General features: G+C 64.4%; 8 protein-coding genes and 1 riboswitch. Of the genes, 4 read left to right on the forward strand and 4 right to left on the reverse strand.

Annotated elements, in window-relative coordinates; translation table 11 throughout:
• From Q8O35_RS04715 to Q8O35_RS04730, 4 genes are all read right to left on the reverse strand, one after another.
• The coding region (locus Q8O35_RS04715) for a FecR domain-containing protein (protein ID WP_305571158.1) at positions 1 to 6060 on the reverse strand (6060 nt) is incomplete at its 3' end.
• A 162-nt stretch (positions 6061 to 6222) separates the two neighbouring features.
• Positions 6223 to 6879, reverse strand: a complete 657-nt coding sequence (locus tag Q8O35_RS04720) for a hypothetical protein (protein ID WP_305571160.1) — start codon at positions 6877 to 6879, stop codon at positions 6223 to 6225.
• Between the two features lie 46 nt (positions 6880 to 6925).
• Entirely contained in the window at positions 6926 to 8146 is a 1221-nt protein-coding gene (locus Q8O35_RS04725; RefSeq protein ID WP_305571162.1) for a hypothetical protein, read from the reverse strand.
• A gap of 120 nt (positions 8147 to 8266) precedes the next feature.
• On the reverse strand, positions 8267 to 10237 hold the full coding sequence (locus Q8O35_RS04730; RefSeq protein WP_371133093.1) for a potassium transporter Kup: 1971 nt from the start codon (positions 10235 to 10237) through the stop codon (positions 8267 to 8269).
• Positions 10238 to 10283: 46 nt separating this feature from the next.
• Positions 10284 to 10425: riboswitch (cyclic di-AMP (ydaO/yuaA leader) on the reverse strand.
• Positions 10426 to 10617: 192 nt separating this feature from the next.
• Here Q8O35_RS04730 and Q8O35_RS04735 point away from each other — a divergent pair.
• From Q8O35_RS04735 to Q8O35_RS04750, 4 genes are read left to right on the forward strand one after another with little or no spacing between them, the layout of a single operon-like run.
• Entirely contained in the window at positions 10618 to 10797 is a 180-nt protein-coding gene (locus Q8O35_RS04735) for a twin-arginine translocase TatA/TatE family subunit (RefSeq protein WP_305571164.1), read from the forward strand.
• A gap of 47 nt (positions 10798 to 10844) precedes the next feature.
• Positions 10845 to 11714: a flagellar motor stator protein MotA gene (motA, locus tag Q8O35_RS04740; protein ID WP_305571166.1), complete on the forward strand. Its 870-nt coding sequence runs from the start codon at positions 10845 to 10847 to the stop codon at positions 11712 to 11714.
• 34 nt (positions 11715 to 11748) lie between these two features.
• Entirely contained in the window at positions 11749 to 12708 is a 960-nt protein-coding gene (locus Q8O35_RS04745) for a flagellar motor protein MotB (RefSeq protein ID WP_305571168.1), read from the forward strand.
• Position 12709: 1 nt separating this feature from the next.
• Entirely contained in the window at positions 12710 to 13450 is a 741-nt protein-coding gene (locus Q8O35_RS04750) for a PilZ domain-containing protein (RefSeq protein WP_305571170.1), read from the forward strand.
• Positions 13451 to 13469: the final 19 nt, after the last annotated feature.

The following is a 13469-nucleotide window of genomic DNA, read 5'->3' on the forward strand; positions in this document are numbered from 1 at the left end:
CTCGTCCCCCCAGCCTAAATTAGAGCTGAAGTTGAGGATGTCGGCGCCGGATTCGTAGTCTGTTATCTCGTCACCGAAGTCGCTGGTGAGGCGGTACGAGAATGTGTCGGCCCCATCGCCGCCGGTGAGGATGTCCGCCCCTGCGTCGCCAAAGAGGGTGTCGTCGCCGGCCCCGCCGCTGATTGTGTCTGCGTTGTCGCCGCCGCAGAGGCTGTCTGCGCCGTTGCCGCCGAAAATTTCGTAAGTGAACGATGCGCCCGTGTCGGAAACCTCGAAGGTGAGGGCGTTGGTCCCCGTGAGGTCCCTGCCGTCGATGGTGAGGTAGTTGTGACCAGCGTCCAGGTTGTCGCTCAGGTCGCCGCAGCCAGTGTCGCCACTGATCCATAGCTTCGTTATCGCATCGCCCAGCTTGATTATTTCGACCCCGGTGACGCCCTGCAGATCATACAGTTCGTCGTCGTTGGCTTGGTCTTGCTGGGTGAATCTGAGGGTGTCCAACCCTGTGCCGCCGTCGATGTTGTCGTCGCGCGTCAGGGTGGATCCCATTTCGAAGGTGTCGTTCCCGGCCCCGCCCGTAAGGTCGTCAGCACCTGCGCCGCCCTCAAGGGTGTCGTTGCCTGCGCCGCCGCTGATTGTGTCTGCGTTGTCGCCGCCGCAGAGGCTGTCTGCGCCGTTGCCGCCGAAAATTTCGTAAGTGAACGATGCGCCCGTGTCGGAAACCTCGAAGGTGAGGGCGTTAGTCCCCGTGAGGGCCCTGCCGTCGATGGTGAGGTAGTTGTGACCAGCGTCCAGTTTGTCGCTCAGGTCGTCGCAGCCAGTGTCGCCGCTGATCCATAGCCACGTTTCCGCATCACCCAGCTTGACTATTTCGACCCCGGTGACGCCAGCCAAGTCGCCTACCTGGACGTTGTCCGTCTGGTCCTGCTGGGTGAAGTTGAGGGTGTCCAACCCTGTGCCGCCGTCGATGTTGTCGTCGCGCGTCATGGTTATGCCCATGTCGAAGGTGTCGTGCCCTGCGCCGCCAGTAAGCGAATCGTTGCCGCCGCCGCCGATGAGCTGGAGGTTGTAGGCGCTGGTGACATTGCTGCCGTCGACCCTGAGCGCGTTGGTCCCGGTGAGGTTCGAACCGTCGATGGTGAAGGTGGAGGAGCCGCTGATGGCCGTCAGCATGGCGTCCGTCAGTTTGGCGTTGGTGGAGAGGCCGGTGGAGTAGTCGGCATCGTTCAGGATTATCTTTTCGATGCCGGAGACGAAGTCGCTGGTCCCATTGGTGTCGTCGACAGTCCAGCCGCCAGCGTCATGGATGTAGATAGCGGCGTTGCCGCCATCCTGGGAGTAGTCCACGGTGTCAATGCCGTCGCCGCCGTCAAGGGTGTCTTCACCTACCCGGCCGATGAGGGTGTCGTCGCCCGCATTGCCGATGAGGGTGTTGTTGCTGTCATCTCCCTTGAAGAAATCGTTGCCGCTGCCGCCGGTGAGGTTTTCAATGCCGATCAGGACATCGTTCCCAAGGGCCCCGGCGTTCACTGCGGCTCCGCCGTTGGTCAGGGTTATGGTCAGGTTGCTTGTGGCGGCGGAGTAGTCCGCCGTGTCGCTGCCCTGTCCGCCTTCCAGCAGGTCGTCTCCGGCTCCGCCCGTGAGGGTGTCGTCGCCTGTGCCGCCCATGAGGGAGTCGTTGCCGCCCGCGCCCGAGAGCACGTCATCGCCGCTCATCCCGATAATCATGTTGTTGTTCGCGTCGCCGGTGAGCTGGTCGCCAAAGGATGAACCGTGGAGGTTGGCGAACCCGTAAGTGTAGTCGTTGCCTACGCTTGCGCCGATGCCGGTGTGCAGGCCGTCGAACAGGGTGAAGGTGACGGCCGAGCCAGCGTTGGCGAAGGAGAGCGTGTTGCCGAGGGCGCTGCTTCCGCCGCCGTACAGGGTGTCGTTGCCCTCGCCGCCTTCGATGGTGTCGTCAGCCGCTGAGCCAACGATGTAGTCGTTGAAGCGTGACCCAAAGACCCCCTCAAAGCCAAAGATATTGTCCCTATCCCCCCAGCCATCCAAAGCCTGTCCAGCGGCGACGCTTTGGCCGTCATGGGTCACGGTGGCGGCGGACATGTTGACGATGACGCCCTTGGAATCGCCGTCGCGGGCGGGATCGTAGTCATAGCTCACCGTGTCGAAACCGCCGCCGCCTTGCAGGCTGTCGGCACCTTTCAACCCGTTGAACCAGTTGTTCCCGTCGCCTCCGATGATTGTGTCGGCATAGAAGGAGCCTTGAACTTCTTCTATGTTCAGCAGGGTGTCCGTTCCGCCAAAACCGTCCTTGGCGGTGCTTGCCGCAACGTTGCCGTAAATGCCGCTGCTGAAATCCGTGTTGCCCAGGTTGACCGCCACGCCCTGGGTGGACGTGCCGTATTGCGCGGCCTCCCAGGCTGTGGTGCCGTTCAGGGCGTCGTTACCGGCGCCGCCAAGGAAGCTGCGGGGTATGGCCGAGTTGACATCCCCGTAGAAGATGTCGTTGCCAGCTCCTCCCCAAAAGTTGTCCACCTGACCGTCGAAGGTGTCCGTCTCGCCGCCGGTGATGGTGGCAGTGCCCGTCGCAAGGTCCACGGTGACGCTATTGGCCGCATCCAGGTATCGCCAGCTGAAGACATCGTACCCGGTGTCCGTAGAGGGGTCGTGCATCGCGCCGTAGAAGGTGTCGTTGCCGCCCATGCCCTCGAAATAGTTGATCCAGACATCAGACGAGCCTGTGAAGGTGTCCGCCTGGTTGGTGCCGATGATGCCGCCAATCCCGGAAAGCGTGTCGGTGTCGCCGCCCGCGGTGACCGTGGACGCGCTGCCCATTGAGACGTTGATGCTGCTGGCGAGGTCCGCATAGCTGGCGACATCGAGCAACTGGACATACGAGGTTGTGCTCGGCAGGTAATGGCCGTCTTGCGCGAGGGCTCCACCGCCGTCGAGGCTGTCTGACCCGAGGCCCCCCTGGAGGGTGTCGGCTCCGGCTCCGCCAAATATCGTGTCGTCGCCTGCGCCGCCGATAAGGCTGTCGGCTCCGGCTCCGCCGGTGAGGCTGTCGGCCCCGGCTCCGCCATCAAGGGTGTCGTTGCCTGCGCCGCCGGTGAGGGTGTCGCCGTTCTTTCCGCCCTCGATGGCGAACGAGCCGCTTGCGGTGGCGGAGGATCCGTTGAAGGTGAGGGTGGCCGCAGAATTGTCGCCGACCAGGCTGCCGTCGATGCTCAAAGTGCCGCCGATGTCGGCCCAGTCGCCCGCCGTGAAGGTGGCTGCGCCAGGGAAGGTGATGTTGGTGGCGGCGTCGCCCAGCTCGATGGCCTCGATTCCCTTGGTGGTGTCGAGGTCGTTTGCGCCTGCGTCGTTGTCGGTGAACTTGAGCATGTCCACGCCGCTGCCGCCCTGGATGGTGTCCAGGCCGTCGGCGTTGTTCAGGTTTGCGCCCATGTCGATGCTGTCGTTGTTCACGCCGCCGTCGATGTTGTCCCGCCCAGCGCCGCTGAGGATGCTGTCGTCGCCGGTGCCGCCGATGATGCTGTCGTTTAAAGACGTGCCGCCGATGCTGTCGCCTGCGGTGCTGCCATAGATTTTGACCAGATCGTTGGCCAGTTGGCCGTCGAAGGTGCCGCCTGACGCGTTCATGACGGTGTCGGTCGTGTCCATGTGGATGACCAGGGTCTGCGCCGCAGTTCCTCCATCGCCATGCAGGGAGACGAACAGCAGCTCATCCAGTTGCGGCCTGGCGAATTGCACAATGGATCCGCTGGTCATCAGCTCAAGTTTGCCGAAGCCGTTCAGGCCGGTCCCCGCATCGCGGAAGTCCAGGGTGCCATAGGCCTTGAGCGTGTCGCCGCTGTCGGCGGTGAGGGTCTTCTGCGCGTCCAGATCTCCTGCGCGGAACACGAAGACGTCGTCGCCAACGCCGCCGTTGATCACGTCCGCGCCCTTGCCGCCTTCGATGGTGTCCGCGCCTTGGTCTCCCTGAAGAAGGTCGGCGGCGTTGCCACCGTAAATTTTGTCGTCGCCCAGGCCGCCGCTGATGGTGTTTGGCCCGTCGCCGCCCATGAGGGAGTCGTGGCCATCGCCGCCGATAAGGCTGTCGGCCCCGTCGCCGCCGTAGATTGTGTCGTTGTCGTCGCCGCCCGTGAGGGTGTCGTTGCCGTGCCCGCCGGTGATGTCGAAGCGTCCGTCGACGACAAAGGAGCCGTCGAAGGTCATGGTGTTGCCGAGGGTGGCTTGGCTGGAGGCTATGGCGCTGCCGTCGATGACGATCTTGCCGCCGATGTCGGCCCAGTCGGTGGAACCGAAGGTGCCGGGATTGGGGAAGGTGATGTTCGTGGTGGCGTCGCCGAGTATGACCTGCTCCACGCCCTTGGTGCTGTTCAGGTCGTCGTCGCCGGTTTCGTTGTCGGTGAAGTACAGGTAGTCTACGCCGCCTTTGCCGTCGATGCTGTCCAGGACGCCGCTCTTGTTCAGCTCCGTGCCCATGAAGATGGCGTCGCCGCCCTGGCCTCCGACGACGGTGTCCTGGCCGACGCCGGGGTTGAAGATGACTCCCTGCACGCCGCCGGTCAGGGAATCGCCGCTGGCGAGGGAGTCGTTGCCGTCGCCGCCGGAGAGGCTGTCGAGCCCGCCGCCGCCGTAAATGGTGTCGTCGCCGCCGCCGCCAGCAAGGGTCTCAGCGAAGGTGCTGCCAATAATCGAGTCGCCGTAGTTCGAGCCGGTGACATTGACGATGGTCGCGGCGATGTCTGTGTCGTCGTTGCTGCCCAGGGGCTTGAGTATGTGGCTCACAAGGTTGACGGACATGGCTTCACCCTCGCCCGAGAGGTCGAGGGTTGTGGTGTTGGTCACGGGCTCCAGAGGAGGCGGCTTTGGCTGGTCGTCTGTCGTGGTGTCGATGGGTGCAGGCGGTTCCGGCGGCACGGTGCTGATGGGCTGGCCGGGGGTCTGTCCGGTTTGGGTGTTGCCGCCGGGCGTAGTGACGGTGATGACCGTGATGGTGCGGCCTGAGGAATCCGTGCTTGTGGAGAAGCTGATGATGGACCCAGGGTTCAGGGTCATGGTGGAGGCCTGGTTCGCGGCATCAAGGGCGGCCTTGGCTGCGGCTTCGGCTGCGGCCTTGGCCGCTTCGGCCATGGCCATGGCCTGCTGGGCCGCGAAGGCTTCGGCCTGGGCCTTGGAGGCTGCTTCGGCTGCGGCCTTGGCGTCGGCTGCGGCCTTTGCAGCAGCATCGGCTGCCGCCTTTGCAGCGGCATCGGCTGCCGCCTTGGCTGCCGGGTCGCCGCTGGCTGCTGCCTCGGCTGCTGCCTTGGCTGCTGCCTCGGCTGCGGTTTTTGCTGCCGCCGCGGCGGCGGCTTTGGCTTGAGCCTCTGCCGTGGCCTTGTTCGCTGCGTCCTGGGCGGCCTGGACCTTGGGGTCCTTGGCCTGGCCCTGCTGGCCGACGGGACTCACTGTGTCCCTGGTCACGCCCTGCTGCACGCCGGTGGTGGTGAGAGCCTGGAAGTATTTGTATTCCTGCGGGGTCATGACCATGACCGGCCCGGCGCCGAACTTGCCAACCTCGACTTTGACGCCAGCCTGGGACAAGACTTGGTATGCGCCGCCGCCGATGGGCTGAACGATGACGGGCTTGCCGTCGAAAACCATGACCAGATGGCTTTCGCTCGCGTCGCCCTGGCCGGGCTCTGGCACGGTGTGCGCCGTTTCCGTGCCGCGGATGCCGATGGTGGCCAGCGGGCTCTGCATCTTGAAAGATTCAGGGTTCTGCTTGACGATTTCGCCCGTTACGGCGCGGAAGGTGCCCTGCGCCATTTTGAACAGCGCCTGGCCCGAGCCCTTGGCGGAGTCGTAAACGTACTGGTCCAGGCTTACCTTGGAGCCTTCACCCACGTTCAGCACGGTCTTGTCGAGGAATTGGATGGACCCGGCAGAGCCCTTGGCCGTGGCGAGGGTGTCGCCCTTGAACACCGGGCTGCCAATGGACAGGGCGCGCGCGCCTTCCGGCCCAACGGCCGTCACCTGCCCTTGGATAGCCTTTGCGGAACCGATTTCTTGCGCCATGGGATACTCTCCTCGCTCTCGGTGAGAATCCTGGCGCGCGCATGGCGTTATGAACTTTGCCGGGCAAGGCGCGCGCCAATCCTGACTCTACACGTACTTATACGCGTAGCAGGAACGCAAGCTGGCGTCAACGTGTCGACGAAGAGCCCGCGTCGGCTGCGGCTAGTCTTTCTTCTTTGATTTTTTTATTTTTTTCGCAGCCGCAGGCGAGGTTTTGGTCGCTGCCTTGACTTCTTTCTTGGTTTTGGACTTTTTTTGCGCGCCAGACTTGACCGCCGTCTGGGCCTGGGCTGGCTCCTGGCTTTTTTTGCCGCGCTTGCCCTTCGCTTTTGAGGCGTCGGCTGCGGCCTTGCGCGGCGGAAGCGACTGGTAGAGCGGTGCCTTGCCCACGCCCAGGAACCCTGGGTGCACGCCAAGTTCGCCAGCGGCCTGGCCCCAGGATTTGCCGTCCTTGCGCAGGCTCTCCACCTGCGTCGGGGTGACGCCGGCCACGTGGGCCAGCGCCTCGGTGCGGGTGCGCTCCAGTCTGTCGTCCGAGGCGTTCAAGGCGTCCTCGGCCTGTTTTGCCGCGTCGCGCCCCTGCTTGCGGGACTTCCAGGCCTCTTCGCGCAGGCGCGTGTTTTCGTCCAGCACCGAGTCCATGCGTTTCAGCACGGCGTCGTCTGTCACGGCTGAAAGAGCCTGTCCAGGCAGGATGAACAGGGCGCAGAGCAGGGCCGCGCTCCCTGCAAGGCGTGCAATACGCGTCATGGCGCCCGAGGCAGGGTGGATTTTCATAATACGGTTCTGGGCCTCGGTGGGCCGGGGAAGTGACGTCATGCAATCTCTCCGCTTGTATCGCCGGGACGTGGCCGACGTGAATGGTTCATGTGGCGCTCTGTTCGGAGCGCTCGGTTGCCGTGGTCCCTTTGCGCGCCGCCGATGCCAGGGCCAGGGCCAAGGCTGCGGCGCAGGCCGGGACGTGCAGCACCGGGGTCAGCGCTGCGCACAGGATCAATGCGGTCAACAGACCCAGGCCGAAGCGGCTTCTGCCGCGCGCAGCGCAAAAGCCCGCCGCTCCGAGCACGGCCAACGGCCCGCCGATTCCCCAGGCGGCCAGAAGCCGCAGGCCCGAGGAGGGAATGTTGAACGCGGATACGGGCAGGCCCTGGGATTCGTCGTCCCATATCAGGCCTTGAAAATCGGGCATGGCCAGGGCCAGCGGCGTGTCCAGGGGCAGGCCCATGAGGTAGCCGCGCGGATCTTGGGCCAGGGCCTCCAGGGTGGCCGCCAGGTGCCAGCCAAGGCCCAGGTCGTCGCCGCCCGTCAGGCGCGGCAGGGGCAGCGCCAGGGACAACCAGGCCGCCATGGCGCAGGATAAGGCCATGGCCAGGCGGTGGCGGAAAGGGCCCTGCTCAAGGACAAGGCACATGAGTCCGCCTGCGGCGAGGCCGGGCCGCGAGAACGTGGCCAGGAGGCCGGCCAGGATGAGCCAGCGCGCCAGGCGCGGAGCGCCCGGCTCCCGCGTGTCGTCCAGGGTTGCGGCCAGGGCGAGGCAGAGCAGGAAGGCCAGGATGTCGCTTGTGCCCGCCGTTTCGCCGAACAGGTAGCCGCCGCCCAGCACAAGGCTGTGCGCCATGATGGCGGTCAGCAGGAAGTCAAGCACCACCAGCGCGCCCAGCGCCGCGCCCGCGCGGGACAGCGAGCAGCGCTCCGGCGCGCCGAAGCTCCAGGCCCACAGAGCCGAGAACGAAAGCAGGGCCGGCAGGCGCAGTTCATCCAGCAGCGGGGCAAGATTCTGGGCATCCCCCAGCAGGGGGACGATCAGCCGGGTCAGCAGCCAGGCCGAGGCGCCCAGGCCCAGGCCAATGGCCAGCACGGGCCAGCGGGGCAGGCCGCGGTGCGAACGCTCGTGGGCGGCGTGGAGCAGGCAGGCCGCAAGGGCGAAAGCCGAGAGCATGAGCCATGGCGTGAGCCCATGCGGACCGAAGCGGTGGAAGAGCTCGGCCTGGCCTGTCAGCTTGCCCGCCAGCACGGCGAAGGGCGCGGCCACAAAGGCCGCGAAATAGGGCAGCGGGGAAAGGAAGCCGATCCGACGAGGAATCATGACTGGCCTTTGCGCCGGGCGGGGGCGTGGTTCGAGTGCTGCATGGGCCTCTTCCGGGGAGATGTCCCTGCACGGGCTCATAGCGCGTCCCGCCCTCGGGGTAAAGGCCGCAATCCGCCCCTACAGCTCCACCTGGGTGCCCAGCTCCACCACGCGTCCAGGGGGAATGCCGAAGAATGTCGTGGCGTTCCATGCGTTGCGCGACATGAAGGCGAAGAGCGTCTTGCGCCAGCCCATCATTTTCGTCGAGCCGCCGGTGAGCAGCGTTTCGCGGCCCAGGTAGAAGGTGGTGCTGGCCAGGTCGATGATCAGCCCGTGGGACTTCGCCAGCTTCAGGATCTCCGGCACGCTTGGTGTCTGCATGAAGCCGTAGCGGGCGATGATCCTGAAGAAGCCGTGGCCAAGGCTGGTTACGGCGAGGCGGTCTTTGCCGGAAACGAAGGGCGTTTCGGAGGCGGTGATGGACAAGAGCAGAATTTGCTCGTGAAGCACCTTGTTGTGCTTGTAGTGGTGCAAAAGGGTGATGGGCGTTCCCGTGGCCGAAACGGACATGAACACTCCCGTGCCGGAGATGCGCAGGGGAGGCTTGCCCGCCACCAGGCTGTTCAGGAACAGCTCCATGGGCAGGCCCATGGCCTGAAACCGCTGGCCCAGGGCGGCCTTGCCGTCGCGCCAGGTGGCCATGGCGATCATGATCAGGGCGGCCACAGTGAGGGTGAACCAGCCGCCGTCGGCGATCTTCAACAGGTTCGAGCCCAGGAAGGCTACGTCGAAGATCAGGAACAGCGTGATGAGCGGCGCGGTTTTCCACATGGGCCAGCGCCACAGGGTGTGCACCACAAAGAAGAAGATGATGGTGGTGATGGCCATGGTCGCCGTAACCGCGATGCCGTACGCCCCGGCCAGCCCGCTTGAGCTCTTGAAGGCCAGCACCAGGCCGATGCAGGCCACCATCATGGCGTTGTTCACGCCGGGCAGGTAGATCTGGCCCTTGGTTTCCGCGCTGGTGTTGATGATGCGGATGCGCGGGCAGTAGCCCAGCTGCACAGCCTGCTGTGTGAGCGAGTAGACGCCGGAGATCATGGCCTGCGAGGCGATGACCGTGGCCATGGTCGCAAGGGCCACCATGGGGTAGAGCAGCGGCTGCGGCACCAGGCCGAAGAAGGGGTTGAAGGCCATGTCTGGCTTGGTCAGCAGAAGGGCGCCCTGGCCGAAGTAGTTGAGCATGAGCGAGGGCAGGACCACTGTGTACCACGACATGCGGATAGGCTGGCGGCCAAAGTGGCCCATGTCGGCGTACAGCGCCTCGCCGCCGGTGATGCAGAGCACCACGGATCCCAGCACCACCAGCCCGTGCAGGTGGTTTTCTGCAAAGAAGCGCACGGCGTAGATCGGGTTCACGGCGGCCAGGATTTCCGGTCGCTGGACGATGGATGCCACGCCCAGGGCGGCGATGACTGCGAACCAAAGGATCATGAGCGGGCCGAAGACCTTGCCGATGCTTTCGGTGCCATGCTTTTGCATCATGAAGAGAATCATCAGGATGACGCAGGTGCCCGGCAGAATGAAGGGCTCGGCCGCGTTTGTGGCCATAGTCAGGCCTTCCATGGCCGAGAGCACTGAAATGGCCGGGGTGATGATGCCGTCGCCGTAGAGCAAGGCCGCGCCGAACATGGCCGCGGCGATGAGCAGGATGTGGCGCTTTTTGCCTGTGCCTTCCACCGAGGCCTTCACCAGGGCCAGAAGCGCGAAGATTCCGCCTTCCCCTTTGTTGTCGGCGCGCGTGATGAACATGACGTACTTGAGGCTCACGACGATGAATAGCGACCAGAGGATGAGAGAAAGCACGCCCATGACGTTCACGGGCGAGAGCGCCACGGCGTGGGGCCCGTGGAAGCATTCCTTTACCGCGTAAAGTGGGCTGGTGCCGATGTCTCCGTAGACCACGCCAAGGGCGGCCAGGGCCAGGCCCATGTTGCGGCTGGAGAATTTGCCGTCGCCGTGGGCGGGGTGGGGCAGAAGCTCTCCCGGTTCTGTGGTCGGGGCGGCAGACGAGCCGTCCTGTGCGGCGGTCTTGGGATCTATCGGCATTACATTCCTCCGGAACGGGTGTGTGTGGGACGTCCCCGAATATCGGAGGTCTTCCCCTTCGATGCCTGCGAGGTTAGCTGACGGGCTCGGACCGAAAGGTGTCCTACGCCGGTTTCCCGGCGATGCGCCCCAAGGGAATGGGTCCCCCGCTCCCGGGGCGAGCGCCCAGGATTCGGCAGCCTGTTCTTTACTCCTGGCATTTGGAGAGTGTCAAGGGACTGCGCTGTTGCCAAGCCGGGCGCTATCAGGGTATCCTTGAAGATGCTGCGGAGCGGGTAATGTTTGCCTGCGCAAGCCGCCAAAGACGCGAAGGTACGCATTTTGCATCGTTGCGGACCGTGGAGGAGCGCTCCCGGACTGCCAAATCTCAGGGGGGGCGCATGAATCTCACGGGACTACTCATCGTCGTCATAATTGGTCTGGTCCTGTTCGGATCGGGCAAGCTGCCGGGAGTCGGCAGCGGCATCGGCAAGACCATCGCCAATTTCCGGCGCAGTCTTTCCGAGCCAGACGAAATCGATGTCACGGCGAAGAAGAAAGACCAGGAGCCAAAGCCCTGACGCCGCATCCGGCGGGGCGCAGCTGAGCCCGGAGCCAAGGGGAACTAATGTTTGCGATCATCGGCCTCGTCGTCGTTATGGGATCCGTCATCGGCGGCTACATGTTTGCCGGCGGCAATCTGCACGTGCTGTGGCAGCCGGCGGAAGTCATCATCATCATGGGCTCCGGCATAGGCTCCCTCATCGTGGCTTCGCCCATGAAGGTCAATGTGGCCATCGGCAAGAACCTCATGACCGTCTTCCTCGGCAAGCCCAAGGGCAAGAAAGACTACACCGACATCCTCTTGGTGCTCTTCGACCTGCTCTCCCTGGCCCGGCGCGAGGGCGTCATCGCCCTTGAGGCCCACGTGAACAAGCCCGACGGCAGCACCATCTTCACCAACCGTCCTTCAGTGCTTAAAAACCACCACGTGCTCGACTTCATTTGCGACAATTTCAAGGCCTATACAGCCGCCAGCATGGAGCCGCATGAGTTCGAAGCGCTTATGGATATCGACATCGATGCCCATCACGAGGACGCAGTGCAGGCGCCCACCAACCTGAACCGTCTGGCGGACGCCTTTCCTGCGCTGGGCATCGTGGCCGCGGTCATGGGCGTGGTTCTCACCATGGGCAAGCTCTCCGAGCCGCCCGAGGTCTTGGGCCATTCCATCGGCGCGGCCCTTGTCGGCACATTTCTCGGCGTGCTTTTGTCCTATGGCATCGCCGGTCCACTGGCCGCCATCATGGCCACCATGATGCAGGAGACGAGCACCCAGCTCAACGTGGTCAAGGCCGCGATGAACGCTTTCGCCATGGGCTGGCCCCCGGCAATGGCCCTTGAGAGCGCGCGCCGGGCCATTCCATCCCACGACCGCCCCGGTTTCGACGAGTTGGAGCAGATGCTGCGCGAGAGCAAGAAGGGCGGCGGCGCCTAGGCGCGGCCGACAAGGGACAAGGGAGTGAGGGCCTGTGGCTGAGAATAAGTCCATCATCATCAAGAAGATCAAGAAAGGCCACGCCGGCGCTCATGGCGGCGCGTGGAAGGTGGCCTACGCCGACTTCATGACCGCCATGATGGCCTTCTTTCTGCTCATGTGGCTCCTCAGCATGGTTGTGCCTGAGAAACGCGCTGGCGTTGAGCAGTATTTCAAGGAATTCAGTCTGTTCGATAAGCAGAGCTCGCTGGACGTGCGCCAGGGCGGGGCCATGATTCCCGACCAGGACAAGCCGCCGGTGCCCCAGCGCGACCAGCTCACCGAGGCCGCCGAGCACGGCAAGCAGCCCGCCATCCAGCCCGAGCAGCTCAAGACGCGCCTGCAGGAGGCCATGAGCCTGAACCTGCCAGACGTGAAGGACCAGATCGCAGTGGACGTCACCGAGACAGGGGTGCGCATCCAGTTGGGCTACAACGACGAGGATCCGCTCTTCGCCAAGGGCAGCCCGGAGCTGACCGCCAAGGGCCGCAAGGCCATCCAGTTCATTGCCGCGCAGCTGAAGGCCCTGCCCAACAAGGTGGAGGTGGAGGGCCACACTGACGCCATCAATTTTTCCGGCGGCAAGTACACCAACTGGGAGCTTTCCACCGCCCGCGCCAGCTCGGCCCGCGTGGCCCTGGAGCAGGGCGGGCTGGCCGATGACCGCCTTGCGCGCGTGTCCGGCTTCGCCTCAACCCAGCTTTTGTACCCGGACAACCCGGCTGATCCGCGCAATCGCCGCATAAGCATTCTGGTGCGCAACTACACCGCGTCCGAAGGCGGCAACGGTCTGGCGGAAAGCCTGGGAGCCGAAAAAGCCAAGCGCAAAGAGCCGAACATCGCCGAGGAGGTCAACGCCACCATTGAGAAGATGCTCTCAATGGAGAGAGGACCGGCCGCGCCGGAGCCGTCGGCCAAGAAGGACGCGAAGACGCCCGCCAAGGGAGCCCAGTAGCATGGTCGCGGAAGAGCTTGCCCAGGCCAGGAATTTGCCCGCCAACCTCGCGGTGATTCCGGACTGCCCGGTTTTTGTGGTGCTGCACAAGGACCCCTTGCGCGAACGCATCGACGTGCGGGTGAGCCGTGTGCTGCTTCTGGACGAGGACGTGCTTTTCCTGGCCCAGACAGAACCGCCCGTTGGCAGCCACATGAGCGGCGTAGATGTGGAGGTCGCCCTGCTCGCCGAGGACAAGAACGGGACCATGCGCCCCTTCGGCTACGTTGGCCGCCTGCTCGACGTGCAACACGATTTTCTTGAGGACGACATGACCATTCAGGCCATCGCCGTTACCGCCCCAAAACCTGGCGACTTCTTCGAAACCAGCTTGCGCATGCACTACCGCGTGCCTGTGGACGAGGAGATGGGCGTGGTCATCCGCCTGGAGGGGTTCGACGAGCCGGAACTGCTTGATTTCTCCGCCGGAGGCGCGCGGGTGAGCGTGGCCGCAACCGAAGCCGCCTTCGCCTCACTGGCCGTTGAGCAGAGCATCCCCTTCCGGCTGCTGTTTCTGGGCTCCGGCTATGCCGCAGGCGATGGCATCGTGCGCAGCCTCATCCGGTCCGAGGACGGACAGTCCGCCACCCTTGGCATCTTCTTCACCAACATGGAGATCCGCGATATCCGCTACCTGGAGCGCATGGTGGCGCGCACGGTGTCCGTGTGCCGTCAGCGCGAGGGCGACGCTGAATACGTGTAGCCCCGGCAAGGGAGAGTCC

The sequence above is a fragment of the Humidesulfovibrio sp. genome (genome assembly GCF_030689645.1).
Taxonomy (GTDB): domain Bacteria; phylum Desulfobacterota; class Desulfovibrionia; order Desulfovibrionales; family Desulfovibrionaceae; genus Humidesulfovibrio.

Coding starts and splice junctions, on each gene's coding strand:
- Q8O35_RS04720 (WP_305571160.1), bottom strand. CDS start 6,879: ATGACGTCACTTCCCCGGCCCACCGAGGCCCAGAACCGTATTATGAAA.
- Q8O35_RS04725 (WP_305571162.1), bottom strand. CDS start 8,146: ATGATTCCTCGTCGGATCGGCTTCCTTTCCCCGCTGCCCTATTTCGCG.
- Q8O35_RS04730 (WP_371133093.1), bottom strand. CDS start 10,237: ATGCCGATAGATCCCAAGACCGCCGCACAGGACGGCTCGTCTGCCGCC.
- Q8O35_RS04735 (WP_305571164.1), top strand. CDS start 10,618: ATGAATCTCACGGGACTACTCATCGTCGTCATAATTGGTCTGGTCCTG.
- motA (WP_305571166.1), top strand. CDS start 10,845: ATGTTTGCGATCATCGGCCTCGTCGTCGTTATGGGATCCGTCATCGGC.
- Q8O35_RS04750 (WP_305571170.1), top strand. CDS start 12,710: ATGGTCGCGGAAGAGCTTGCCCAGGCCAGGAATTTGCCCGCCAACCTC.